We start from the raw sequence: 25,146 nt of genomic DNA, 5'->3' as shown, positions 1-25,146 counted from the left end.
AGTACCACGATGACAGTCAGTTTAAGCAAGGGCCAGAAAATCTCGCTGGCCAAGGAATCGGGCGGCGCATTGGGCCGCGTGACCATGGGCCTGGGGTGGGATGCGATCAAGACCAAGGGCTTTTTGGGCTTCGGCTCGAAGACCGAGCCGGTTGACCTGGACGCCTCGTGCGTGATGTTCAACGAGTCCGGCGCGCCGGTCGACGTGATCTGGTTCCGCCAGCTGAAGAGCAGGGACGGCAGCATCCAGCACACCGGCGACAACCGCACCGGCGCCGGCGATGGCGACGATGAGCAGATCAACGTCGACCTGAACGCCGTGCCGTCTACGGTCAAGAGCCTGGTGTTCACGGTGAACAGCTTCACCGGCCAGACCTTCGCGCAGGTGGAAAACGCCTATTGCCGCCTGCTGGACGCCAGCGGCGGCCAGGAAGTGGCGCGCTTCAACCTGTCCGTGCAGGGGCCGCACTCGGCGCAGATCATGGCCAAGTTGTATCGCCACAACGGTGAATGGAAGATGCACGCCATCGGCGAAAACGGCAAAGGCCGCACCTTTGACGAGCTGCTGCCGCAGATCGCCGCGCATTTGTAACCCGCACCCCCAGGCGGGGTCGGACCCCGTACGGGGTCCGACCCCTAAGCCGACCCCTAAGCGGCGTGGCTGGCGTATCGTTTGGGTACACGGGGTGGCGGCGTTAGCGCTATAATGTTTCCATGGAAAAACTAAAAGACTACGCCGAGATTGTTGCCCAGGCTTCGAAAGGGGAGCTGGTTTTTCCTACGAGCGTCAATGCCGCGCTGCGGCTGCAATTGGCGCTGGCCGATCCCGATTGCGATACCGAGGACGTGATCCGCAAGGTGCTGGGCGAGCCGCTGCTGGCTGCACGCACCGTGGCGCTGGCCAATGCGGTGGTGTTCAACCGCAACGGCGGGCCGGTCACCAGCGTGCGCGCGGCGGTGCAGCGCGTCGGCTTCCGTAACCTGTACACGATGGCGGCGGCGATGGTGGTGCGCCAGTTCGGCAGCCGCATCCGCGACGCCGCCCTGCGCGCCCAGGCCGAGCAACTGTGGCGCCACTCGGCCCACGTGGCCGCGCTGTCCCACGTGATCGCCCGCAAGCTGACCCGCACCGACGCCGATACCGCGCTGTTCGCTGGCATCGTGCACGAGGCAGGGGGCTTCTACCTGTTGTCGCGGGCCGACGATATCCCCGGCCTGCTCGACGATCCGGAAGACTGGATGGGCGCGGCGCAGGAAATCATCACCCGCGAAATCATGAAGAAGATGGCGATCCCGGAGCCGGTCAGCCAGGCCATCGTCTCGCTGCGCGGCGCCACGCTGACGCCGCCCCCGCTGGGCCTGCGCGATACCCTGCTGATCGCCAAGCACCTGGCCCCCGTGCCGTCGCCGCTGGCGCCGGAGCGCGAACACGCCAGCCTGGCCGGCTTCTTCGACGACAACGCCGCGCTGGAGCAAATCCTGTTCGAATCGGCCGACGAGGCCGCCTCCATGAGCGCCGCGCTGCTGGCCTGACTGTTCTGAGTGTTGTTTAAGGTTTGGTTCGAACTAGGCTATACCCACTAATTGTGTCGAAAATAGTGTCTAAGGCACAATTGTTGCCAAAAGTCTGGCAATATGCGGATCGTGCGACACGCCAGAAGCGTGTATGCTTACAGTCGTCATACAACAGTAAAAGACCATGAACCAGACCGCTGCAGCTCCCATGTCCGCTCCTACCGTCCTCGTGCCGAAGAAGAAGCATCGCAACCTCGCCCAGGGCGTGGTCGAGGCGTTCACCAACAGCATCCAGGCTGGCGCCCTGAAGCCGGGCGAAAAGCTGCCGACCGAGTCGGTCATCATGGAGATGCACGGCGTCAGCCGCACCGTGGTGCGCGAGGCCATCTCGCACCTGCAGGCGGCAGGGCTGGTGCAGACCCGCCACGGCATCGGCACCTTTGTGCTGGAGCCGCAGCCGGCCAACCTGCGCATCTCGGCCGACACCATCCGCACCATCGGCGACGTGCTGGCCATCCTGGAGCTGCGCATCAGCCTGGAGACCGAGGCGGCCTGGCTGGCGGCCACCCGTCGCACGGAAGAGCAGGTGCAGGAGATGGGTGCGGTGCTCAAGCGCATCCAGCACGCGCAGGGCCGTCCCGGCTCGGTCGAATCGGACGTGGCCTTCCATTTGCTGATCGCGCAGGCCACCGGCAACCGCTATTTCGTCGACATCCTCAGTGACCTGGGCAACGCCATCATCCCGCGCGCGCGCGTCAATTCGGCGGAGCTGGCAAATGACGATCCGGCCGTGTACCTGGAGCGCCTCAACCGCGAACATGACGATATCTACAACGCCATCCTGCGCAAGGACGCCGAGGCGGCCCGCGCCGCCATGCGCACCCACCTGAGCAACAGCCGCGAGCGCCTGCGCCGCGCGCAAGAAGGCATCGCCGCCGGCGCGACGGCCTAAGCCCCACCCCTCAACCTAAGCGAGACGCATGCGCACCACTTAGGGGTCAGACCCCGTACGGGGTCTGACCCCGGCGGGCCCCTTAACCTTAGCGAGACGCATGCGTACCACGTAAGGGTCTGACCCCGTACGGGGTCAGACCCTGGCGGGCCGTGCGGGGTAAAAATAAATCGCTTGCCCACAATCGCTTATGGTTGTACGATGTCATACAACAGATGGCGCCAAGCTGTCGAATTCCCCGTCCTGAGCTGTCGATTATTGGAGACCTTATGCAACCGAATGACCTGAAAAAAATCCTTTCCTCCGGCCTGCTGTCGTTCCCGGTCACCGACTTCGACGCCGAAGGCAACTTCCGCAAGTCGACCTACATCAAGCGCCTGGAATGGCTGGCTCCCTACGGCGCCAGCGCGCTGTTCGCCGCCGGCGGCACGGGCGAATTCTTCTCGCTGACGGCCAACGAATACACCGACATCATCAAGACCGCCGTCGACACCTGCGCCGGTCAAGTGCCTATCCTGGCCGGCGTCGGCGGTCCGACCCGCGTTGCTGCGGCCTACGCCAAGGAAGCCGAGCGCGTTGGCGCGCAAGGCCTGCTGCTGCTGCCGCACTACCTGACCGAAGCGAGCCAGGACGGCCTGATCGAGCACGTAGCCCAGGTCTGCAAGGCCACCAACCTGGGCGTGGTGGTCTACAACCGCGCCAACTGCCGCCTGACGCCGGACTCGCTGGCCAAGCTGGCCGACCGTTGCCCGAACCTGATCGGCTTCAAGGACGGCGTCGGCGACATCGAGCTGATGGTCTCGATCTGGCGCAAGATGGGCGACCGCTTCAGCTACCTGGGCGGCCTGCCGACCGCCGAAGTTTACGCCGCCGCGTACAAGGCTTTGGGTACTCCGGTATACTCATCGGCGGTATTCAACTTCATGCCGAAACTGGCGATGGACTTCTACCATGCGGTGGCCTCGGATAATCACGCCGAACAAAACCGCATGCTGGACGAGTTCTTCCTGCCATACCTGGAGATACGTAACCGCAAGGCCGGCTACGCAGTGAGTATCGTGAAAGCGGGTGCACGCCTGGTGGGCCATGATGCAGGCCCGGTGCGCGCACCGCTGACCGACCTGACTGCGGAAGAATGCGACATGCTGGATAAACTGATCCGCAAGCAAGGCGCTCAGTAATCCCTGCGGCAGCGAACAATATAAAACAAGCGCGGCTCGTCCGCGCTTTTCACACATTGAGGAGTCATTATGCAAGTTGCTGGTGAAATGGTTATCGGCCGCAGCGCGGTCTTGGGTAAAGAAGGTACGACGAAGGCGATCGATCCATCGCGTAACGTGGAAATCGAACCGGCCTTCGGCCTGGCCGGCGCCGCCGACCTGCAACGTGCCTGCGAACTGGCTGACCAGGCTTTCGACATCTACCGCGCCACCGGCCTGGAAGCGCGCGCCAAGTTCCTGGAAACCATCGCCGACCGCATCATGGACATCGGCCCCGCGCTGATCGAACGCGCGATGCAGGAAAGCGGCTTGCCGCAAGCCCGCCTGGAAGGTGAGCGTGGCCGCACCTGCAACCAGCTGCGTTTGTTCGCGAAGGTGGTACGCGATGGTCGCTTCCAGTCGGCCACGCTGGACAGCGCGCTGCCGGAACGCACGCCGCCGCGCAGCGATCTGCGCCTGCGCAAGATCGGCCTGGGTCCGGTCGCCGTGTTCGGCGCGTCGAACTTCCCGCTGGCGTTCTCGGTGGCCGGCGGCGATACCGCATCGGCACTGGCAGCCGGCTGCCCGGTCGTGGTCAAGGCCCACTCGGCCCACCTGGGTACTTCTGAACTGGTCGGCAAGGCCGTCGCCAAGGCCGCCGCGGAATGCGGCATGCCGGAAGGCGTGTTCTCGATGCTGATCGGCTCCGGCCAGACCATCGGCCAGAACCTGGTCAGCCATCCGGCGATCAAGGCCGTGGGCTTCACCGGTTCGCGTTCCGGCGGCATGGCGCTGATGCGCACCGCCGCCGCGCGTAAAGAACCGATTCCGGTCTACGCCGAAATGAGCTCGATCAATCCGGTGTTCCTGCTGCCGGGCGCCCTGGATAACGCCAAGCTGCCGCAAGCCTTCGCCGATTCGCTGACGCTGGGCTCCGGCCAGTTCTGCACCAACCCGGGCCTGCTGGTCGCCCTGAAGAGCGACAAGCTGCAAGCCTTCGTCGCCGCCGTGTCGGGCACGCTGGGCGCGAAGAACGCCACCACCATGCTGACTCCTGGCATCTACAAGGCCTATGTCACCGGCGTCAGCGGCCTGGCCGCCGTCGACGGCGTGCAGCAGGTAGCCGCAGGCCAGGGCACCGACGCACCATGCGCGGCGCAAGCCTTCCTGTACCAGGTGGACGCGAAGTCCTTCCTGACCAACACCGCGCTGGAAGGCGAGATCTTCGGACCGACCTCGTTGCTGGTGGTCTGCGACGATGAAGCGCAGATGCTGGCCGTGGCCGAGCACGTGGAAGGCCAGCTGACCGCGGCCGTCCACGCCACCGCCGACGACCGCGAACTGGCCGCGCGCCTGATGCCGACGCTGGAACGCAAAGTGGGCCGTATCCTGTTCAACGGCTTCGGCACCGGCGTGGAAGTGTCGCATGCGATGGTGCACGGCGGCCCGTTCCCGTCGACCTCCGACAGCCGCACGACGTCGGTTGGCGCATCGGCCATCGACCGCTTCCTGCGTCCGGTGTGCTACCAGGACGTGCCTTCGTACCTGCTGCCCGAGTCGCTGGCCGACGCCAATCCGCAAAACATTCCGCGCGTTGTCAACGGCGACCTGGCGTGGAACGCGTAAGCGACATTCGCTGCACGGTGGGCGAAAGCCCAACGTGGAGCGCGGCGGAATCGGCCTGGTACTGGGTCGATATTCCCGCCAAACGCGTCTGGCGCCTGGACGGTGCCAGCGGCGCGGCGCGCTTCTGGACCACCACCGAAATGGTCGCCTGCGTGGCGGCCAAGGCGGGCGGTGGCCTGATCGCCGGCATGGAGACGGGCATCTTCAGCCTGGAGCTGGGCGAGGCGCAAGCCGCCGTCCAGATCAAGCTGGCGACACCTGCCACCGGCCTGGGCGAAGGCATGCGCTTCAACGACGGCCGCTGCGACCGTCAGGGGCGCTTCTGGAGCGGCACCATGTTCATGGATATGTCGGCCGCGCGCGCGGTCGGCGAGCTGTATCGCTATGATGCGGCGCGTGGGATTTCGGCGCCGGTGGTGTCGGAGCTGATCACGCAGAACGGCCTGGCGTTCTCGCCGGATGGCCGCACCATGTACCTGTCGGACTCGCATCCGGCGCGGCGCATGGTGTGGGCCTTCGACTACGACATCGACGACGGCATGCCGTCGGGCCGCCGCGTGTTTGCGGATATGTCGACGTATGTGGGCCGTCCCGACGGCGCCGCCATCGACAGCGACGGCTGCTACTGGATCTGCGGTAACGATGGCGGCTGCGTGCTGCGCTTCACGCCGGACGGCAAGCTGGATCGCCGCGTCGACGTGCCGATGCTCAAGCCAGCCATGTGCGCGTTCGGCGGCAAGGATCTGGATACGCTGATGGTGACTTCCATCGTCTCCGGCAAGCCGGAGGATGCGGAGTGGGGCGGCGCCGTGGTGCTGCTGCGGCCGGGCGTGCAAGGCGTTGCGGAAACGCCGTTCGGACTGTAATGACGGGGCGGATGCTGAACAGGCTTCTGCCCTTGTTGTTTGTGGCCTTGCTGGCCGCATGTGGCGCCGCGCCGGTGGCGTCGCCGTGGATGCCCGACCTGGGCAACGGCCAGTATCAAAACCCGGTGCTGCACGCCGACTATTCCGATCCCGATGCGATACGCGTCGGCGACATGTACTACCTGACTTCCTCCAGCTTCAACAACGCGCCCGGCCTGCCGCTGCTGCAATCGCCGGACATGGTGAACTGGACGCTGGTCGGCCACGCCTTGCCGCAGCAGGTGCCGTTGGACGTCTTCGCATCGCCGCAACATGGCAAGGGCGTGTGGGCGCCTTGCCTGCGCTACCACGACGGCAAGTTCTGGATCTTCTACCCCGATCCTGATTTCGGCGTCTACGTGATGACGGCGACCGAATTCGCGGGGCCTTGGAGCGCGCCGCGGCTTCTGCTGGCGGGCAAAGGGATCATCGATCCCGCGCCGCTGTGGGACGACGACGGCCAGGCTTACCTGCTGCACGCGTGGGCCAAGAGCCGTGCCGGCATCGCCAACCAGTTGACCCTGCGCCGTATGGCGCCGGACGCTACCCGCATGCTGGACGACGCGGGCAAGGTCGTCATCGACGGCAACCGGCTGCCCAACTACACCACGCTGGAAGGCCCCAAGCTGTACAAGCATGATGGCTACTACTATGTTTTCGCGCCGGCGGGCGGCGTCGAATTCGGCTGGCAGTCGGTGTTCCGCTCTCGCAGTATCGATGGGCCTTATGAAGACAGGATCGTGATGGCGCAAGGGCGCACGCCGGTCAACGGTCCGCATCAGGGTGCGTGGGTACGCACGCAGGCGGGGGAGGATTGGTTCATTCACTTCCAGGACAAGCGCGCATATGGCCGCGTGGTGCATCTGCAGCCGATGCGCTGGCGCGACGGTTGGCCGGTGATCGGTGAGGACATGGACGGCAAAGGCACCGGACAGCCGGTCCTGCGATATCGCAAGCCGGTGCCGGGTCATACCGCTGCGGCGCCGGCCACCAGCGATGAATTCGATGGCGCGTCGCTCGGCCTGCAATGGCAGTGGAATGCGAACTGGAAGCCGGAGTGGTATTCGCTGTCCGCGCGCACGGGATATCTGCGGCTGTACGGCCAGCCGGCGGGGCGCAATCTGTGGGAGACTCCATCGCTGCTGCTACAAAAACTGCCGGCCGAGTCGTTCACCGTCACGACGCGGATGGACGTGAGCGCGTTGGGCGAAGGCGGCAAGGCGGGCCTGATCATGTACGGCGCCGATTACGCGTGGCTGGGTGCGCGCCGCGAGGGCGGGGAGACCAGGCTGGCGCTGGTCAGCTGCTACAAGACCGAAGCCGCATGCGCTGAGCGAGAGGAGGCCAGCGCCGGGCTGGCGGGAGCGCAAGTCTGGCTGCGCATGCAGGTGCGGCCGGGTGGTGTAACGACCTTCTCATACAGCGGCGATGGGCAGAGTTATTCCGAGATCGGCCATCCGTTTGTCGCCCGCATGGGCCGTTGGGTAGGCGCGCAAATGGGCCTGTTCGCCACCAACAGCGGCCATGCCGACATCGACTATTTCCACCTCACACCATAGTTACTGCTTCTTCAGCACCAGCTTGAACTGCGTAACCCATTTTTCCTTGATGTACATTTCACTGAAGGCCTCGTAGGCGTCGGCGCCGGAGGGCGTCCAGCGGACGCGGTAGGTGAGGGACTGTCCGTCGGCCACATATTGCGTCGCGGGGAATTCCAGGCCGGTGGCGCTGGGCGTCATCGTGCCGCGGCTGTAGCCGCCGCCGTTTTCCACGTACAGGAAAGCCACCTGTTTGGCCGCCGAATCGTAGTAGTAGATCGTCTCGCCAACATAGTCCGGCTTGCCCGGCGTGCGCACCGTATGCACGTCGCGCAGCACATTGCCTTCGTACTGCCACTGGAAGCAATGCTCGTCGCTCTGCTTCCCCTCCGGGAAATCACCCTTCCAGCAATGCCCGGCCAGGAAGGCCATCGGCTTGAGCGCTTCAACGGGCGCCGCCTGCACGGCGGTGGCAGACAACAACAGCAGCATGAACAGTGGACGCATGGCGGACTCCGAACGTGTAAGTCGCGCCAGTATATGCGAATCTCAGGCGGACAGCGTCGTGTTGTGGACCTTGCCGCCGATGGCGACGTTCTTCAGCGTCAGCCCCTGCACGTTGTAGAGGTACCAGGGCTGCGCCATGTTGGCCGGCGTGCCGAAGTCGCAGTCGGTGATGGTGACGTCGGTGACGGGAAGGACCGCCGGCATCGGCAGCGGTCCATTATAGTCCGACGCCACCGGGCCGAGGATCACGATGGCCTGATAACACGACACGATCTTGTCATCCCTGGTCTTCACGTTGCCGACCTTGACGTTGGAGATGTGGACGTTGCCGACCACCGGCGGCCGCGTGCGGACGTTGTCGCTGAGCGGCGTGTAGTCGCAATCGAAGGTGACGATGGCGCCGGCCGCCGTGGCGACAGTCTTCGATTGAATCGGCGATCCTGGCAGCGATGCGTAGAACGAAGGGCTGGTCTGCACGCCGTTCGGTATCGAGATGTCGCGCACGTGGAAGTTGCGCAGGTAGCCGCCGCGATTGAGGTTGGTCTTCAGGCGGATCGCCGTGTTGAGCGGATTGGTGGCCCAGTTGATGTTCTGGAAAACCAGCTTCTGCGCGTACACGTTCTGGATGCCGCCCGCCATCTCGCTGCCCAGCGTGACGGCGCCGTGGCCGCTCTGCATGGTGCAGTTCTGGATCACGATGTTCTGCGACGGCCCGTATTGCGTATCGAGATCCTTGCCGGCCTTGATGGCGATGCAATCGTCGCCGGTGTCGAAGGTGCAGCCGTCGATCAGCACATGGTCGCAGGCTTCCGGATCGAAGCCGTCGCTGTTCGGTCCCAGGCTTTCGCAGTGCACCTTGCGGATGACGATGTTGCGGCAATGGACAGGATGGTGCTGCCAGAACGGTGTGTGCGTGACGTGGTAGCCCTCCAGCAGCACGTTGGTGCAGCCGATCAGCTGTATCATCGGCGGCCGCAGGAAGTGGCCCAGGCCGAACACGCGCCGGGACAGCGGCACGCCAGCCTCCGACAACGCCGGCAGATACTGCGCGTCCGCGCGCCAGCGGGCGTCTTCGCCTTGTATCAGCTGGCGTTCCGCCTCGGTCAGTTGCGGCGCGATGGCGGACAGCGACTCGGCGTTCAACGGGTTCTCGGTATTCTCCGACATCTTCCCCTTGGCGAAATTGGGCGTTGAACCTTGAGCCACCGCGTTCAACGTTTTGAGTTTGCCTTTCCAGGTCCACCAGCAATCGCCTTGCTCGTTGAATGGCACGCCGCCCTGGCCGTTCAGGGTGCTGGTCCAGTCGTCGCCGGTCAGGGCGATGTTGTCCTGGCCGTAGGCGTAGATCATCGACGAGAAGTTCAGGCAGTCGTTGCTCTGCCAGCGCGAGATCGACAGCTTGCCTTGTTTGCCGCAATCGATGTCGCCGTATTTGGCGTAGTCGGCCGGGTTGTTGCTGAAGTAGATGTGCGCGCCCGCGCTCAGGTGCAGGTTCACATTCGACAGCAGTACTATGGGGCCGGCGCAGTACCAGTTCCCGGCCGGGACCAGCACGCGGCCGCCTCCCGCTTCGTGGCAGGCTTTGATGGCGGCCTTGATGGCGGCGTAGCAATCGGGCGCGCCGGCAGCCGGGGTATCGACGGTATCCTGTTCTTCGAACGAGATCCAGGCTTTGACCTTGACCAGCTTGCAGGTCCGCGCGCCGTAGGCGGTGATGACGAAGTCCTGCTTGCGGAAGGTGAGCGGCCGCGAAACGCGGTCGACGATGGCCTGCGCTTGCAGCCACGGATCGGGCGCGGTGGCTGCACGCGCCGGCATGCCGAGCGACAGGCCGGCGGCGGCCGGCAGTGCTTTCATCAGGCTGCGGCGCTGGGTGTTGATAGTCATGCGGTGTTCCTTATTCGTCCGAATTGTTGAACTCACCGAGGAAGACTTCCGCCGGCGATGGTTTTGCGGTGTAGCCGAGATCCGCGACGGGATCGATGCCGGCTTTAATCAGGTTGTACCAATGGTCGTCGGAGTTGTATTGGACCGGGCGGTAGGCCAGCGTGCCTTTCTTGTTCCAGTCCGACCATGGCGATGTGCGGTTGATATGCGCCCCGATGCGCGAATTCATGACCACCATCTTGCCGACCGCTTCCAGCGAGTTCCTGGCGACGGTGCCTTTTGGCGCCTGGTAGACGTTGGCGGGACCGAAGGTGCAGGCATAGCCATCGACCGCGACTTTGTCGTACGGTGTACAGCGCGAGTTGTGGAACCATTGGCGCAGCAGGTAGAACGCGCCCGCGTTGGCGTTGGGCGAGCCATCGCGCGTGAAGCGGCAGTTGTCGAAGACGAAGCCGTATCTGGTTTTGACATGGGTATCCGGCGCGGCCGCGTAGGACAGGCCACGGTCGCCCAGCGATTTGATTTCGGTCTGGTGGAAGTAGGCGGTGCTGTCGCCGAAGATGAAATCGACGTCGCCTTCGATGTAGGACTTGTTGAAGAAGCTGCGCGAGGTGCTGGCTACCCGCGGGGCCTTAAGGTACAGCGTATCCTGGAAGCCGATCAGGCGGATGTTTTCGAATTGCGCCTTGTCGGCGCCATCCACTTGCAGCGCCAGCGCCTGGTGGTGGATATTGTTGACGTTGGGGAGTGCCTCGGCACGGGCATTGCCGGTGGCTTTGTTGTAGGCGTTTTCAAACGTCAGGTTGCGAGCCTGGAAGCCGTTGTCCTGCACCCAGACGGTGGCGGTGCCGAATGTGCCGATCTGGGCGCGGTCCTTGATGGTCGCGTACATGGCCTGCACTGCCGGAACTGCCCTGGCGAATTGCGCGTCGTACTGCCGGGCGTAGTCTGCGCCGGTGTTGGAGGCGTCCAGTTTTGCGGTGATCTGCGTGACGCTTGCATCCTTGCCTTCACCGTACATCGTAATCGGCGCGGCGGAGGCGGGGATGTAGACCAGTTCCTGATAGGTCCCGGGCTTGAGCAGCATGTAAAGCCGTTTGGCAGGATTGTTTTTACTGTCGATGACCGCGCGGCTGACGGCTTCCTGCACGGTATGGAACCACTTTACGCCATCGGCCTTAGAGGTTTTGTCGACGATGTAGTCGGGAGCGAAGACCGCACCTTTTGCCAGCGGGTCGGCCAGCGGGTCCCACGGATCGATGGATTCGTTGCCGGCGGCGCCCACGTACTTCAGCACTTCGCTGTAAGCGTACTGTCTGGATTGTTCGATGCTGAGTTGCGGGCGCGTGGCCATCGTTGCGGCGGCAGGGAATGCGGCAAAACGATCGACGCAGGCGGCTGCCGGCACGGTGGCGACGTCGCCGGTCAGCGCCGCGAACTCCATCCGCCTGTCGGCCTTGCCGGCAATGCCGACGTCGTGCAGCGTGGCCTGCAGCTGGTGCTGTGCGTCGTAGCCCTGCATGATCACGCGGCCCGGCGTCACGCTATGCACGCCGTCGAAAGCGATATTGGTGTAGACCGGAATCTGCGTACCTTCGGCGTTGGGATTGTAGTGGGTACTGATGTCGATCGGGGTTTTGACGTCGCGCATGCAGACGTTCCGGTAGCTGATCTGGTCCACCTCGCCGCCTCGCGAGACGTCGCTCTTGATGCGCAGGCCGGAGGTGGTGCTGTCCATGCTCAGGTCCTCCACCAGCACGCGCCGCACGCCGCCGTTGGTCTCGCTGCCGATGGACATGCCGTGGCCGCTGTAGAAGTGGTTGTGCAGGATGGAGATGTTCTCCGTCGGCCCGTTGTTGCCGGCCTTGATGGCGACGTTGTCATCACCGGTGCGGATGTAGCTGTAAGCGATGGTGACGTTGCGCGACGAGATAGGATCGATGCCATCGGTATTGCGCGCGGTAGCTGGCGTGTCGATGCGCATGCCCCATGCGGTGAAACCGTCCACGTTGTTCAACGTGACGTGAAAGTTGGGGGAATTGCGCAGCGTGATTTTGTGCAGCGTGAAATCCTGCGAGCCGGTGACTTCGATCAGGCGCGGCACGTTCTGGCGTGCGTCTTCCTTCTGCGCGCGGCGGGCCAGCTGCCACCACGATTCGCTGATACCGTCGACCACGTGGCCACCCTGGCCGTCGATGCTGCCCTCGCCGAAGATGCCGCTGCCCTTGGTCTTGTCGACCGTGACGAAGGGCTTGCAGCCTTTACCCAGCTTGTCGACAGTGCCGCAGGTGCCGGCGCCGCGATCGAATAGTTTGGGATTGGTGCTGGCGTACAGCGTGGTCGCGGCGTCGATCAGCAGGCTGACGCCATTGTGCAGCGTCAGCGGGCCGGCGACGAAACCGCGTTTCTCATTTTGAGCGGACAGTCGCACCGCCTGGCCGGGAGCGCAGTGGTCGATGGCGTGCTGGATGCGGGCGGTATCGTTCTTGTCGGGTGTGTCGCCGGCGGCCGTCAGCACCGTGCAGGAAGCCGGTGCGACAGGTTCGACGACCTTGCGCAGGTCCTGCGCCTGGGCCGCACCGACGCCGGAAGCGGCCAGCAAAAAGGCGATACCTGCGGGCGATAGCTGTTTCGTCATTGCTCGCTCTCCGGCTTGAATTGGCTGGCCGTCTCCGGCAAGGCGCGCTTCATTTCTTCCATCACCATGCGCGAGAAGTAGGCTGCGCCTTTGGCGCCGACGTGGGTGCGGTCGAAGGCGGATTTGGCGGCGCCCGCCACTTCCACCTTGCCGGCCGCCAGTGCGGCCTCGGTGAGCTTTTCGGGACGCGGCGCCACCGCCAGCGTATCTGCTTCGTCTTCGCCCATTGCTTGTACTGCGGCGTAGCTGTCGGCGTTCAGGTCCAGCAGCGTTGTGTGTTGCGCGGTGGCGACGGCGCGGATCGCATCGGCCCACGGCAGCAGATTGTTTTCCAGGACCTTGTTGGTGAAGCTGCGGCGCGTCAGCGGCGTGACCAGGACCGGAATGCCGCCCAGTGCCTTCACCTCCTGCACGTAGCGCGTCATATTGACGGGGAATTCGGTTTTCAGGTCGGTCGAGCGGCCAGGCTTGCCCGGCTGGTCGTTGTGGCCGAACTGGATCAGCACATAGGTGGCGCGGTAAGCGGCCGAGCCGCGCAGCAGGCCTTCCACTTCGTCCCAGCGGCCTTCGGCGCGGAAGCTGCCGGAGCTGCGGCCGCCCTTGGCCAGGTTGAGGCAGGTGTTGGCGCGGTTGACGCGTGCGCAGAAGGCATCGCCGTAGCCGCTGCTGTTGGCCATCGTGGAATCGCCGACCAGGATCATGCGGATTGGCTTGGCGGGCGTTTCGGCGGCGCAGCAGGCGGTGGTCAGGGCGAGGGCGATGGCAAGGGTCTGAAATTTCATGGCGATAGGCGCGAGTGAAAGGGCGATTCGAATTCCGACCCCGTGTCCCTAAGCGAGACGCCGGCTGTACCACTTAGGGGTCGGACCCCGTACGGGGTCCGACCCCGCCTGGCTGTGCGGGGTAGCGGTCGCGTCTCAGGCGGAGAAGCTTTGATTGACGGCCTTGCCGGCGATCTTGACGTTCTTCAGCTTCAGTCCCTTGACGTTGTACAGATACATAGGCTTGTCGGCGTTGACCGGCGTGCCCAGATCGCAGTCGCTGACTTCGATGTCGGACACCGGCAACACCACCGGCTTGCCCGGACCGTTGTAGTCCGACGCCACAGGCCCCAGGATCACGATGGCCTGATAGCAGGAGTAGCTGCCTGCCTTGGTCTCGACGTTGGCGCAGGTGACGTTGGAGATCCGCACATGGCTGACGCTCGGCGGACGGATACGCACGTTGTCATTGATTGGATCGTAGCCACAGTCGATGGTGATGATGCCGCCGGCCGACGTGGCCACCGATTTGGTCGGGATCAGCGATCCTGGCAGCGTCGAATAGAACGCCGGCGTGGTGCGGATGCCGTTCGGGATATGCACGTTACGCACATGCATATTGCGCAGGTAGCCGCCACGGCTCATATTGGTCTTGAGGCGGATCGCGATGTTCAGCGGGTCGGTTTTCCAGTTGCTGTTCTCGAACACCAAATTCTGCGCGTAGATGTTCTCGATCCCGCCGGACATGATGCTGCCCAGCGTGAGCGCGCCATGACCGCTCTGCATCTTGCAGTTCTGGATCACGATGTTCTTGGCGGGGCCGAACTGGATGTCCGGACCCTTGCCCGAATCGATGGCGATGCAGTCGTCGCCGGTGTTGAAGTGACAGTCCTCGATCAGCACATTGGTGCACGACTCCGGATCGAAGCCGTCGCTGTTCGGCCCCATGCTGTTGGCATAGACCTTCTTCACGTGCATGTTGTGGCAGTTAACCGGGTTGTGCTGCCAGAACGGCGTGTTGGTGGTCTGGTAGCCCTCGAACAGGACGTTGGTGCAGCTGATGAACTGCACCATGTGCGGCCGCAGATAGTGGCCGATGCCGAAGATACGCTTCTCCACCGGCACGCGGGCTTCCGCCAGCGAACGCAGATAGTAGGAGTCGGTGCGCCACTTGTCGTTCGGGCCCTGGATGAACAGGGCTTCCGCTTCGCTCAGGTGTGGCGCGATCTCGCGCAGCGAGACCGGGTTGGCCGGATTGACGTGCACTTCGGTCTTGCCCTTGGTGTGCTTGACGTAGCTGCCGGCGCCGGCGGCGATGTCGCCGGCCCAATTCGGCTTCTCGCGGCCTTTCCACGACCACCAGCAATCCGGATCGCCGTCGAAGGCGACGCCGGCCTGGCCGTCCAGGATGCTGGTCCAGTCCTCGCCGGTCAGGGCGATGTTGTCCTGGCCGTGCGCGTACACCAGCGACGAGTAGTTCAGCAGGTCGTTGCCTTCCCAACGCGTGATCGACAGCTTGCCGTTCTTGCCGCAATCATAGGCGCCGTACCTGGCGTAATCGGCCGGGTTGTTGCTGAAGTAGACGTGGGCGCCGGCCTTCAGGTGCACGTTCACGTTCGACAGCAGCACGATAGGGCCGGCGCACAGCCAGTTCCCGGCCGGGATCACCACGCGGCCGCCGCCGGCCTTGTGGCAGGCCTCGATGGCCTTCGCTATCGCCGGGTAGCAGTCGTGCGAACCTGCCACCGGGGTTTGCAGCGTGTCCGACTCGGTGAACGAGGTCCACGCCATCACCGGTTTCACTTCACAGGTGGCGGCGCCGAAGGCCGTCACCACAAAGTCTTCATCGCGGAACTTCAACGGCTTCTTGAAGCGGTCGATGATGGCTTGCGCCTCCTTCCAAGGATCGGCCGCCTTGGCGCTGGCCGCCAGCGCTGCCGGGCCGGCGGCGCCCGTCAGGCCGGCCGCCGACAAGGCTTGCAGGAAGCGGCGGCGGCCCAGGCCACCGCCTTGCTGTTCGTCTTTATGCATCAGTGCTCTCATCAGAAGGTGTAGGTAGCGCGGACGTTGTAGGCGCGGCCGATCGGGCTGGCGGCACTGCTCAGGTAACCGAAGCTATACAGGCTGCTGTTGGTCACAGGCGGATTCACGTTGAACAGGTTGGTGATGCCGGCGGTAACCTGGATGTTCTTGAAGCCGTTGTAGGTCGTGGTCCAGTTCCATACCTTGTACGAGTTGATGTTGCGCCAGTACTGCTGCGCCACCAGGTTCTGGTCGGTGTATTTGGAGTTGTAGTTCTGGGTCAGCTGGGTGTTCCAGTTGCCGGCGGCCCAGTTCAGCTTCAGCGTGTGCTTCCAGCGGAAGGTGATGATGGGCAGGCTGCTGGTGGTGCCGTTGCTGGCCAGGCCGAACTGGCCGATGTTCGACACGTAAGGGCTGCCGTTATCGAGCTGGTTGTCGAACTGCGTCAGGTAGGTGCCATCGAGCGAAACCTTGAAGTCGCCATACGGGGTATGCGGGAATGCGTACGAACCCGATACGTCGATGCCGGCCGCCTTCTGGCCGCCCAGGTTCATCGTGGTGTTCTTGATGTAGTTGATGGTGCCGTCGGCGTTACGCACGAAGAACGATACGTACTTGACTGGATCGAGGAAGTAGACCTGCTCCGGCAAGTTGGCCAGCATATTGGTCATCTTGATGTTCCAGTAGTCGATCGAGATCATCGACGACTTGTTCGGCTCGAACACGGTGCCCAGCGTGAAGCCCTTTGATTTTTCCGGCACCAGCTCCGGATTGGAGCCGGTCTGCTTGGGCAGCGTGGTGTTGCAGACGGTCGAAGCGACATAGCCCGCCAGCGGCTTGCCGGTGCCTGCCACGCCTGGCGTGCCGCCAGGGCAGAGGACTGGATCGTCCCACTTGGCGGCGGTCAGACCGGTGGCGCCGGGCAGGCGGTAGCCGTAGCGGTCGAACAGCGTCGGTGCGCGGAAGCCGGTGTTGGCCGAGCCGCGGAACATCAGCTGCTTGGTCGGCTCGTAGCGGAAGCTGATCTTCGGATTGATGGTGTTACCGAAATCGCTGAAATGGTCGTCGCGCACGGCGGCGTTCAGTTCAAGCTTTTGAGTCAGCGGCACATTCAGCTCGGCGAACAACGCGGCGACATTGCGCGAGCCTTCACCGTGCGCCGGCGATGAGCTGGCGTAGGTGACCTCGGCGCTGATCGGCAGCTTGGTGTCTTCGGTGGTGTCGCGATGGAAGTCCGCGCCCAGCGCCAGCGCCATCGAGCCGCCCGCCAGTTCCATCAGCGAGCGGCTGGCCGTCAGGTCGACGCCGGTGAAGGTGGACTTGGATGTGCGGTTCTTGGCGCCGTCGACCTTGATCGTGTCGAGGTAAGCCTGGCCGGCGGCGTCCTGCAAACCGAATGGATTCAGCGCGCCGCTTTTCAGGCCGTCCAGCAGGCCCTGGCCTTTGGCGTAGCCGGATTGGTAGTAGTTGTCGCGGTTCGAAATGCCTACCACGAGGCCGGCCTTGTAGTCCCAGCCTGCCAGCGTGCCTTCATCCATGACGGACAGGCGCTGGTTCAGCTGCACGTCCTTGGTGGTGGCCAGGCCCAGGTCTGCCACTGCCCAGGTCAGGATCAGCGGTGCGTTATTCAAGCCAGCGACGGCGGGCACGCCGCCGCTTTTACCCGGATACCATTTGCTGGTCGAAGGCAGCGTGGCGCTGACGCCGTTGACGGCCAGCGCATTGGTCGGGTTCTTGGTGCCGAGGATGAATTCCTCGCCGCGCGAGTAGTCGATGCTGACGACGTGGTCTTCGCTCAGCTTCTTGGCGGCGCGGGCGTAGAAAGTGACCTGCTGGTTGGCGTACAGCGCGGTGCCGTATTCGTTGGCGTCGAGGACGCAGGTGCCTTTCTGGCCGCTGATCGAGTAGGGCGCCAGGCAACCGGTGGTGCCGTATGGGTTTTGCGCGGTCTTGTTGGTGGAGGTGGTGAAGTTGGCCGGCGTGGCGTTGCCACCAGTGCCCAGCGTTGGCGCACGGCCGATGGAAGTCAGCAGGGCGGCAGAGCTCAGGTCGGCGCGGTCGCGCGCAGCCAGGCGGGTGCGCTGGTGGGCGTCGATGGTGCCGTAGATGCTCCAGCCGTCGCGTTCCAGGTTGCCCTTGCCCCAAGTGATGCTGGCGCGCTGTTCGTCGCCGCCGCCGTTCTTCTCCGGCTGGACTTCCTGGCCCGTCAGCGACAGGCCTTCGAACGAGGTCTTGGTGATGAAGTTGACCACGCCGCCGATCGCGTCTGAGCCATAGATCGACGATGCGCCGTCGCGCAGGATCTCGACGCGCGACAGGGCGCTCATCGGAATCACGTCCAGGTTGGCGTAGCCGTCGGCGATCGCCTCGTTGGCCATGCGGCGGCCGTTGAGCAGCACCAGGGTGCGGTTCACGCCCAGGCCGCGCAGGTTGATGTTGGTGCCGGAACCGGCGTTGGACGGCGCCAGCGATGCGGACTGCGGCAGCGACATCATGACGTCGGCCAGCGTGGTGATGCCTTGCTTGATGAAGTCCTCGGCCTTGACGGTGCTGACCGGCAGCGATGCCTCGGTGGCCAGGCGCTTGATGCTGGAACCGGTCACTTCGACGCGGGTCATCGCCGGTTCTCCGCTCTGTTGTGCCGATGCCTGGTTGGCCAGCGTCAGCACGGCAATGGTGATGGCCGACAGCAGCAGGCGAGGCTGGGCGCAACGGTTCCGGACCGAGTGATCGGACTTGTTCATACTAGTCTCCTTAATCTTTTTGAATAAAGTTATGCGCCGTGCTGGTAAAGCACCGGACGTGATTGGAGCACCTCGCGTACTCCGTGCCGTTGAGACGAGGGTCGTCGTGGTGGACACGCGCCGAGGTCGCAAAACGGTCGATAACTTATTGCTTTGTTCGCGGACCGGCATCGAGGCCGGCCCTGCGTTACTACCTTGCTGCTACTGCTTTGTTATCCGCGCGAGAAGGTGCGGGTCACGCGTTCCAGGTGGGCGCGCATGGCTTTGCGCGCGGCCGCCGGATCGTGGGCGGCGATCGCCTCCAGGATGCGACGGTGATCCTTCAGCGTTTCCTGACGCAGTTCCTCGGTCTGGAAGTGTTCTTTTAATTTGTGCCACAGGCGGCCGCGCTGGTCCCACAGGTAGTTCAGCGATCCGACCAGCGCGCTGTTGCCGGTGGCGCGCGCGATGGCCAGGTGAAAGTTGCGGTCGGCCTGCTCGTTGCTCGAATAATGGTGGTGGTTCTGTTCCATCTCGACGACGGCCTTGAGGATGGCGTCGATGGCGCCGTCGGTGGCGACGCGGGCGGCGATGGCGGCGATTTCGGATTCGATCAGGCGGCGCGCGGACAGCACTTCGAATGGACCGGGGCCGGCTTCGGGCAGGTCGGCGGCCGACGGTTCCTCCACTTCGCTGACGTAGACGCCGGAGCCTCCGCGCACTTCAATCACGCCGCCCAGCTCCAGCGCGATCAGCGCTTCGCGCAGCGAGGCGCGGCTGACGCTCAACTTGATGGCCAGATCGCGTTCGGACGGCAGCCGTTCGCCGCCGGCGATTTTCTCCTCGCGTATCAGGTCCTGGATGCGGTCCGCCACTACACGGTACAGGCGCGGTTCATGGGCGTTGCTATCGGCAGGGGCGGAAGTCTTTTTCAGCATCTGTGTCTCGTTCGTAGGGTGGCTTTGATATTGCCATCTGGTCAGGCCATTCTAAGGTGGTCAGACCAAATATGCAATGTGGACTAGCCAAATTAATTTTTAGCTGTCATACTAAAATCGTCAAGCAGCTGCGGGAAGGGGGAGTTTACAGAGCTGTAGCCCCGCAAACAAGCCGTTTCAGCCTGTGGTGCCAAGGCCACAAGCAGCCTCTGGCCGGCCACCGGAGAAGTGGCCTGACCACTTCGCAGTGCATTAAATCAACGCGAAAACCAACGCGAAAAACAACGTTCGCCGGGACGCAGGGCCCGGAACAGGAAGACAAGGAATACACATGCCGACACCGATCATCACAGGTACGCCGCGCTACATCCTCATGCACGACAACGATAACGTCGCCATTGTCGTCAATGACGGCGGCCTGCCTGCCGGCGCGGTCTTCGCCAATGGCCTGGCATTGCGCGAGGCCGTCCCTCAGGGCCACAAGGTGGCGCTGTGCGATATCGTCAAGGGTGAGCCGGTGCGGCGCTATAACGTCACCATCGGCCACGCCGCGTACGACATCGCCGCCGGCAGCTGGGTCGCCGAACCGCAGGTGGAGATGCCGCCCGCGCGCGAACTGGTCAACCTGCCGATATCGACCAACTTGCGGCCGCCGGCCGAGCCGCTGGAAGGCTATACGTTTGAGGGCTTCCGTAATCCCGACGGCAGCGTCGGCACGCGTAACATCCTGGCCATCACCACCACCGTGCAGTGCGTGGCGGGCGTGGTGGAGTTTGCGGTCAAGCGCATCAAGGAGGAGCTGCTGCCGAAATATCCCAACGTCGACGACGTGGTGGGCTTGGAGCACACCTACGGCTGCGGCGTGGCGATCGACGCGCCGGGCGCGATGGTGCCGATTCGCACGCTGCGCAATATCAGCCTCAATCCGAACTTCGGCGGGCAGGCGATGGTGGTAAGCCTCGGTTGCGAGAAGCTGCAGCCGGCGCGCCTGTTCCCCAAAGGCTCGATCCCGATCCAGAACGGAGGCGGCGCCGATCCGGCGCTGGTCTGCCTGCAGGACGCGGGCCATGTGGGCTTCATGTCGATGATAGCGTCGATCATGAAGCAGGCCGAGATCAACCTGGCCGCGCTGGACCAGCGCCGCCGCGAGACCGTGCCGGCGTCCGAGCTGGTGGTCGGCGTGCAGTGCGGCGGCAGCGACGCCTTCTCCGGCGTGACCGCCAATCCGGCCGTGGGCTATGCCACTGACCTGCTGGTGCGCGCCGGCGCCACGGTAATGTTCTCCGAAGTGACCGAGGTGCGCGACGGTATCGACCAACTGACCTCGCGCGCGGCCACGCCGGAAGTGGCGCAGGCGATGATACGCGAGATGGAGTGGTACGACAGTTACCTCAAGCGCGGCGGCGTGGACCGCAGCGCCAACACTACGCCCGGCAATAAGAAGGGCGGCTTGTCGAACATTGTCGAGAAGGCGATGGGCTCCATCGTCAAATCCGGCAGCAGCCCGATTTCCGGCGTGCTGTCGCCTGGCGAGAAGCTGACGCAGAAGGGCCTGATCTATGCCGCCACGCCGGCCAGCGATTTCATATGCGGCACGCTGCAGGTGGCGGCCGGCATGAACGTGCATATCTTCACCACCGGCCGTGGCACGCCGTATGGGCTGGCCGAAGTGCCGGTCATTAAAGTCGCCACACGCAACGAGCTGGCCGCGCGCTGGCACGATCTGATGGACGTCAACGCCGGCCGTATCGCCAGCGGAGAAGCGAGCATCGCCGATGTCGGCTGGGAGATGTTCCAGCTGCTGCTCGATGTCGCCAGCGGCCGCCGCACATGGGCGGAAAAGTGGAAACTGCATAACGCACTGGTGCTGTTCAACCCGGCCCCCGTGACCTGATAACCAGAGACTGAATCATGACCAAACCATTCAAACGATTGCTGCTGACCGGCGCCGCCGGCGGCCTGGGTAAAATCCTGCGCGACCGCATCAAGCCCTGGGCCGATGTGGTGCGCCTGTCCGACATCGGCGACATGGGCGCGGTGCGCGAGGGCGAGGAGATCGTCCAGTGCGATCTGGCCGACAAGGCCGCTGTGCTCAAGCTGCTGGAAGGCGTGGACGCGGTGCTGCACTTCGGCGGCATCTCGACCGAGAACACGTTCGAGAACATCATGGCGGCCAATATCGCCGGTACCTACAACCTGTATGAGGCGGCGCACAAGCACGGGGTCAAGCGCGTGGTGTTCGCCAGTTCCAACCACACCATCGGCTACTACAAGACCACCGACTACATCGACGCCGACAGTCCGATGCGGCCGGACAGCTTGTACGGCGTGAGCAAATGCTTCGGCGAGTCGTTGTCGCGCTATTACTACGACCGTACCGGTATCGAGACGGTGTGCCTGCGCATCGGTTCCTCGTTCCCTGAGCCGGTCAACCCGCGCATGCAGGTGACGTGGTTCAGCTACGATGATCTGGTGGAGTCGCTGCGGGTTTCGTTGTTCACGCCGCGCGTGGGACATACGATATTGTTTGGCGCCTCGGCCAATCCGGGCAGCTGGTGGGACAACAGCAAGGCGTCGCATCTGGGCTTCAAGCCGAAGGACAGCTCGACGCGGTTTGCGGCGAGCTTCCCGGACACCGGCGCCTATCCGCCGAAGGATGATGTGGCGACCATTTACCAGGGCGGCGGCTTCCTGACGACCGGCCCGCAGTACAAGGACTAATTCAGCGCCCCGCCGGGTTTTGCACCTATAGCCAGAACTGCCAGGACAGGACCACGGCGTTGTACACCGCGTGCACCAGCATGGGACCGAGCAGGGTTTTGCTGCGCTCATAAGTCCATGCGGCGCACAGGCCGAGCACGAAGACTGGCAGCATCGAGATCGGCGGATGCACGACAGCGAAGATGGCGGCGCTCATCACCATGGCCGGCGTGGCGGGCATCGAGCGGCGCAAGCCACCGTAGATCAGACCCCGGAAGATGAACTCTTCGCACAGCGGCGCGGCCAGCACGGCCAACGCCAGCAGCCAGCCGCGCGAGAATGTCGATGCCGATGTTGATGCCGACGACTGCTTGGCGATGTCCGCCCACAGCGCCGAATGGTGCAAGCCGGTCAGGTAGGCAAGTCCCACGATGCAGGCGATGAAGGCGGCCATCGCACCATAGCCCAGTGTCAGCCTGATGTCGCCGCCGCGCAGGATGGCCGGCACGCCGGCGGTCTTGCTGCGCCAGTAGATGAAGCGTATCAGTATGTAGACCAGCAGGCCGGATGCGGCGAAGGCCAGCGTCACCGCTTGCTGTGCAGGGAGCTCCATGGCGCGGATCATGAACAGTGCCAACAGTCCCTGCATGATGAAGAACGCGGTGGCGGCGATCAGGCCGTCGGATGTGGAGACGCGCGGCGGCGGCGCGGCCGCAGGGTCCAGCAGATACGGCAGGGCGTCGCGCGCTTTCTGCCACAGCGCTAGCGCCAGCGATGCGACCAGTACCATCACCACCAGTTTTTGCGACCACACGTCGCTGTAGATCGACCAAGTGTAGAAGCTGGCCAGCAGCATGTAGAGGTAGATGTAGGTAGGCCGCACGCGCGCGCGCACGTCGACCGCTTGCGGGTCGCAGGCGAATACGCCGAGCGAGACGGCGATCAGCGAGTAGATCGGTATGCCGGCGAAGACGATCAGCATCAGCGCCAGCATGCTCCAGTCGAAGTGCGTGGTGTACCAGACGCTGATGCCGACCACGATCAGCGGGTAGATCATGGTCAGCATGCCCCATAGCTGGGCCTTTTCCTTCAACACGCTTTCGATCGAGCGCGGCACGGTGTAGAGCAGCCAAAGCACCTGGCCTTCGTTGTTCAGGGTCTGGAAGGCCGACAGCATCAGCATGTAGACGCCGATGCCGAAGGCGATGGCGGCTGCGGTGGTGTGGTGCTGGCCGAGCTCCGCGAAGCTATTCAGCTTGCCGTTGAAGACCAGCTGGCTGACCACGATAATCACCGGCAGCAGCAGGGTTTGGAAGAGGAAGTTGCGGTCGCGGCTCAACAGCCGCAGTTCGCGGCGCTTGATCGGGGTGAACGCGCTGGAGAGCCATCCGGCGTTGTCGGCCGGCGCTTGCGGCTTGCGCCGCACGCTTTCCCGCGCACCGGAGTTGACCACGCCGTTGCGCAGCTGGTAGCGCATCAGCGCCACGCCGCACCACAGCAGTATGGCGGTTTGCGCGAGCAGCAGTGCGATCGCTTGCCCGGCTTGCGCCAGGCCGTGCGCCTGCATCGCCTGCAGCACCAGTCCGGGCGGTGTCCAGACGGGCCACGCCGGGAAGGCGCGTGCCCACTCCATCACGAAGCCGCTGGCGCCTGGCGTGCCGAGTGCCATGACGAAGTAGATCAGGGGCATGCTGAACATGCCGGTGACGGCTTGCAGGTTGCGCAGCTGCGACGCGGGCAGCCACATACGCAATCCGGTGTCGGCCAGCGTATGCAGCAGCGCGGCCAGCGGCAGCAGCACCAGCAAGGCCGCCAGTGCCGCCAGCGGGGCGAGCCAGCCCATGCCCGAGTACCATCCGATGATGCCGAGCGGCGGCATCAGCGCGAACACGCCGGTGAAATTGGCCGCGCTGCGTTCCAGCACGCGTCCCCACAGCAGCGTGGGACGCTCGACCGGCATGGTCACCAGCCACTCCAGATCCCAGTCGGGCTGCGCCAGCTCCTTGCTGCCCAGTGGGAGCAGGATGGCGAGTCCGAACAGCAGCGTGAGGACCATCGTCAGGCCGCGCGCCAGCTCCGGCTGGAACGGCGCCTTATGCAGCGCGGCGGCGGCCCGTTCGAGATCCTGGTGAGGGTCTCCGTCCTTGTCGACCATCTGACAGGCGCTGTCGGCCACCAGGTGGCAGTCCATGTTGAGCACCACGTTGCGCGACAGGGTGACAAAGGAGAACGCCATGAACAGCGCCATGACCGCGGTCAGCACCCACAGGCTGCTCTTTTTGCCGGCGATGCCGTCGCGCGGCTTCTTTTTTTTGAAGGAACGGAGCAGGTTATTGGCCACCATGTTGCGCTGGCGGGTCAGGCGCATCTTGGTCATCAGCCAGATGGCGCGCGCCTGCGACAGCGGCTGTGCTGCGGGCTGCGTCATGCCGCGCCCTCCGCCGCCGCTTCGTCGGTGATCTTCAGGAACACGTCTTCCAGCGAGCCGCTGGCCGAGGCTTCGGCGCGGATCTCGTCGAGCGTGCCGGTGGCCACCAGCTGGCCATGGTGGATGATGCCAACGCGGTCGCACAGCTTCTCGGCCATGTCCAGCAAGTGGGTGGAGACGAAGATGGTGACGCCGCGCGCGGCCGCCGCCAGCAGGCGTTCCTGCACGTCGCGCGAGGCGCGCGGATCGAGGCCGTTGATCGGTTCATCGAGGATCAGCACCGCCGGATCGTGAATCAGCGCGCAGGCCAGGCCGAGGCGCTTCTTCATGCCCAGCGAGTAGTTGACGGCGTAGTCCTCGGCCGCTTCTTCCAGGCCGAATTCGGCCAGCAGGCGCGCGCTGCGCTCCACCGCTTCGGCATGCGGGTAGCCGTGCATCTCGCCGACGAATTGCAGGATTTCGCGGCCGCGCAGGTAGTCGTAGAAGATCGGAGTATCAGGCAGGTAGCCGACGCGGCGTTTGACCTCGGCCGGCTCGCTGTGGCAATCGAGACCGTCGATCAGCACGTGGCCGGCGCTCGGCACCAGAATGCCCATCATCATGCGGATGGTGGTGGTCTTGCCTGCGCCGTTGGGGCCGAGGAAGCCGAATACCTCGCCGCGCCTGACGGTCAGGTTCAGGGGTTTGACGGCATTGAAGCCGCCGTAGATTTTGGAGAGTCCCTGGAATTCAATCATGTTTGGTCCCGACAATGTTATGAGATTCTCTACTCATCATAACATTGCCGGGAGGGGGAGGGAACTGGCGC

General features: G+C 64.1%; 18 protein-coding genes. 9 read left to right on the top strand and 9 right to left on the bottom strand.

Features of this window, described 5'->3' with window-relative positions:
- Positions 1-9 precede the first annotated feature (9 nt).
- The 7 genes from ACEN9O_RS03695 to ACEN9O_RS03665 all read left to right on the top strand — a co-directional run bounded on the left by ACEN9O_RS03695 (position 10) and on the right by ACEN9O_RS03665 (position 7,755).
- Positions 10-591 (top strand): TerD family protein, encoded by a 582-nt coding sequence (locus ACEN9O_RS03695; RefSeq protein ID WP_495616301.1) that lies wholly within the window; start codon positions 10-12, stop codon positions 589-591.
- Positions 592-713: 122 nt separating this feature from the next.
- Positions 714-1,532 carry an HDOD domain-containing protein gene (locus tag ACEN9O_RS03690; protein WP_495616300.1) on the top strand — a complete coding sequence of 273 codons (819 nt, stop codon included), beginning with the start codon at positions 714-716 and terminating at the stop codon, positions 1,530-1,532.
- A gap of 166 nt (positions 1,533-1,698) precedes the next feature.
- A complete protein-coding gene (locus tag ACEN9O_RS03685) occupies positions 1,699-2,466 on the top strand; it encodes a FadR/GntR family transcriptional regulator (RefSeq protein ID WP_495616299.1) in 768 nt (255 codons plus the stop codon).
- Positions 2,467-2,735: 269 nt separating this feature from the next.
- Positions 2,736-3,647, top strand: a complete 912-nt coding sequence (gene kdgD, locus ACEN9O_RS03680; protein WP_495616298.1) for a 5-dehydro-4-deoxyglucarate dehydratase — start codon at positions 2,736-2,738, stop codon at positions 3,645-3,647.
- A gap of 69 nt (positions 3,648-3,716) precedes the next feature.
- The gene (locus ACEN9O_RS03675) at positions 3,717-5,291 is read left to right on the top strand and encodes an aldehyde dehydrogenase (NADP(+)) (protein WP_495616297.1); all 1,575 of its coding nucleotides are present in this window, start codon (positions 3,717-3,719) and stop codon (positions 5,289-5,291) included.
- Positions 5,279-6,157, top strand: coding sequence for an SMP-30/gluconolactonase/LRE family protein (locus ACEN9O_RS03670; RefSeq protein ID WP_495616296.1), 879 nt, complete (start codon positions 5,279-5,281; stop codon positions 6,155-6,157). Before ACEN9O_RS03675 ends, ACEN9O_RS03670 begins: the two co-directional genes overlap by 13 nt.
- 11 nt (positions 6,158-6,168) lie before the next feature.
- Positions 6,169-7,755: a glycoside hydrolase family 43 protein gene (locus tag ACEN9O_RS03665; protein WP_495616295.1), complete on the top strand. Its 1,587-nt coding sequence runs from the start codon at positions 6,169-6,171 to the stop codon at positions 7,753-7,755.
- On the opposite strand, the gene ACEN9O_RS03660 is transcribed toward ACEN9O_RS03665, so the two are convergent.
- The 7 genes from ACEN9O_RS03660 to ACEN9O_RS03630 form a co-directional block, all read right to left on the bottom strand.
- Positions 7,756-8,241 (bottom strand): hypothetical protein, encoded by a 486-nt coding sequence (locus tag ACEN9O_RS03660; RefSeq protein ID WP_495616294.1) that lies wholly within the window; start codon positions 8,239-8,241, stop codon positions 7,756-7,758.
- Positions 8,242-8,283: 42 nt separating this feature from the next.
- The gene (locus ACEN9O_RS03655; protein ID WP_495616293.1) at positions 8,284-10,128 is read right to left on the bottom strand and encodes a glycoside hydrolase family 28 protein; all 1,845 of its coding nucleotides are present in this window, start codon (positions 10,126-10,128) and stop codon (positions 8,284-8,286) included.
- A 10-nt stretch (positions 10,129-10,138) separates the two neighbouring features.
- Positions 10,139-12,766: a pectinesterase family protein gene (locus ACEN9O_RS03650; RefSeq protein WP_495616292.1), complete on the bottom strand. Its 2,628-nt coding sequence runs from the start codon at positions 12,764-12,766 to the stop codon at positions 10,139-10,141.
- Positions 12,763-13,548: a rhamnogalacturonan acetylesterase gene (locus tag ACEN9O_RS03645; protein ID WP_495616291.1), complete on the bottom strand. Its 786-nt coding sequence runs from the start codon at positions 13,546-13,548 to the stop codon at positions 12,763-12,765. Before ACEN9O_RS03645 ends, ACEN9O_RS03650 begins: the two co-directional genes overlap by 4 nt.
- 135 nt (positions 13,549-13,683) lie before the next feature.
- Entirely contained in the window at positions 13,684-15,558 is a 1,875-nt protein-coding gene (locus ACEN9O_RS03640; protein ID WP_495616290.1) for a glycoside hydrolase family 28 protein, read from the bottom strand.
- Positions 15,559-15,569: 11 nt separating this feature from the next.
- Positions 15,570-18,293: a TonB-dependent receptor plug domain-containing protein gene (locus ACEN9O_RS03635; protein WP_495616289.1), complete on the bottom strand. Its 2,724-nt coding sequence runs from the start codon at positions 18,291-18,293 to the stop codon at positions 15,570-15,572.
- 212 nt (positions 18,294-18,505) lie between these two features.
- Positions 18,506-19,210, bottom strand: coding sequence for a FadR/GntR family transcriptional regulator (locus ACEN9O_RS03630; protein WP_495616288.1), 705 nt, complete (start codon positions 19,208-19,210; stop codon positions 18,506-18,508).
- Between the two features lie 331 nt (positions 19,211-19,541).
- Here ACEN9O_RS03630 and garD point away from each other — a divergent pair, with 331 nt between their 5' ends.
- Together garD and ACEN9O_RS03620 are read left to right on the top strand one after the other, a co-directional pair.
- Positions 19,542-21,104, top strand: a complete 1,563-nt coding sequence (garD, locus tag ACEN9O_RS03625; RefSeq protein WP_495616287.1) for a galactarate dehydratase — start codon at positions 19,542-19,544, stop codon at positions 21,102-21,104.
- A 17-nt stretch (positions 21,105-21,121) separates the two neighbouring features.
- Positions 21,122-21,931, top strand: coding sequence for an NAD-dependent epimerase/dehydratase family protein (locus ACEN9O_RS03620; RefSeq protein WP_495616286.1), 810 nt, complete (start codon positions 21,122-21,124; stop codon positions 21,929-21,931).
- 25 nt (positions 21,932-21,956) lie between these two features.
- Here ACEN9O_RS03620 and ACEN9O_RS03615 read toward each other — a convergent pair whose 3' ends face one another.
- Positions 21,957-24,338 carry a CPBP family intramembrane glutamic endopeptidase gene (locus tag ACEN9O_RS03615; RefSeq protein WP_495616285.1) on the bottom strand — a complete coding sequence of 794 codons (2,382 nt, stop codon included), beginning with the start codon at positions 24,336-24,338 and terminating at the stop codon, positions 21,957-21,959.
- Positions 24,335-25,075, bottom strand: a complete 741-nt coding sequence (locus ACEN9O_RS03610; RefSeq protein ID WP_495616284.1) for an ABC transporter ATP-binding protein — start codon at positions 25,073-25,075, stop codon at positions 24,335-24,337. Before ACEN9O_RS03610 ends, ACEN9O_RS03615 begins: the two co-directional genes overlap by 4 nt.
- Positions 25,076-25,146 lie beyond the last annotated feature (71 nt).

The organism is Duganella sp. Dugasp78, assembly GCF_059491455.1.
The sequence above is the reverse complement of the archived record's forward strand: the minus strand, read 5'-3'. Positions and strand labels throughout refer to the sequence as shown.

Bases quoted from the DNA above. Each gene is read 5' to 3' on its own strand.
- ACEN9O_RS03655 (WP_495616293.1), bottom strand. From the start codon at position 10,128: ATGACTATCAACACCCAGCGCCGCAGCCTGATGAAAGCACTGCCGGCC.
- ACEN9O_RS03665 (WP_495616295.1), top strand. From the start codon at position 6,169: ATGCTGAACAGGCTTCTGCCCTTGTTGTTTGTGGCCTTGCTGGCCGCA.
- ACEN9O_RS03660 (WP_495616294.1), bottom strand. From the start codon at position 8,241: ATGCGTCCACTGTTCATGCTGCTGTTGTTGTCTGCCACCGCCGTGCAG.
- ACEN9O_RS03615 (WP_495616285.1), bottom strand. From the start codon at position 24,338: ATGACGCAGCCCGCAGCACAGCCGCTGTCGCAGGCGCGCGCCATCTGG.
- ACEN9O_RS03645 (WP_495616291.1), bottom strand. From the start codon at position 13,548: ATGAAATTTCAGACCCTTGCCATCGCCCTCGCCCTGACCACCGCCTGC.
- kdgD (WP_495616298.1), top strand. From the start codon at position 2,736: ATGCAACCGAATGACCTGAAAAAAATCCTTTCCTCCGGCCTGCTGTCG.
- ACEN9O_RS03610 (WP_495616284.1), bottom strand. From the start codon at position 25,075: ATGATTGAATTCCAGGGACTCTCCAAAATCTACGGCGGCTTCAATGCC.
- ACEN9O_RS03650 (WP_495616292.1), bottom strand. From the start codon at position 12,766: ATGACGAAACAGCTATCGCCCGCAGGTATCGCCTTTTTGCTGGCCGCT.
- ACEN9O_RS03695 (WP_495616301.1), top strand. From the start codon at position 10: ATGACAGTCAGTTTAAGCAAGGGCCAGAAAATCTCGCTGGCCAAGGAA.
- ACEN9O_RS03635 (WP_495616289.1), bottom strand. From the start codon at position 18,293: ATGAACAAGTCCGATCACTCGGTCCGGAACCGTTGCGCCCAGCCTCGC.
- garD (WP_495616287.1), top strand. From the start codon at position 19,542: ATGCCGACACCGATCATCACAGGTACGCCGCGCTACATCCTCATGCAC.
- ACEN9O_RS03630 (WP_495616288.1), bottom strand. From the start codon at position 19,210: ATGCTGAAAAAGACTTCCGCCCCTGCCGATAGCAACGCCCATGAACCG.
- ACEN9O_RS03620 (WP_495616286.1), top strand. From the start codon at position 21,122: ATGACCAAACCATTCAAACGATTGCTGCTGACCGGCGCCGCCGGCGGC.
- ACEN9O_RS03685 (WP_495616299.1), top strand. From the start codon at position 1,699: ATGAACCAGACCGCTGCAGCTCCCATGTCCGCTCCTACCGTCCTCGTG.
- ACEN9O_RS03690 (WP_495616300.1), top strand. From the start codon at position 714: ATGGAAAAACTAAAAGACTACGCCGAGATTGTTGCCCAGGCTTCGAAA.
- ACEN9O_RS03640 (WP_495616290.1), bottom strand. From the start codon at position 15,558: ATGCATAAAGACGAACAGCAAGGCGGTGGCCTGGGCCGCCGCCGCTTC.
- ACEN9O_RS03675 (WP_495616297.1), top strand. From the start codon at position 3,717: ATGCAAGTTGCTGGTGAAATGGTTATCGGCCGCAGCGCGGTCTTGGGT.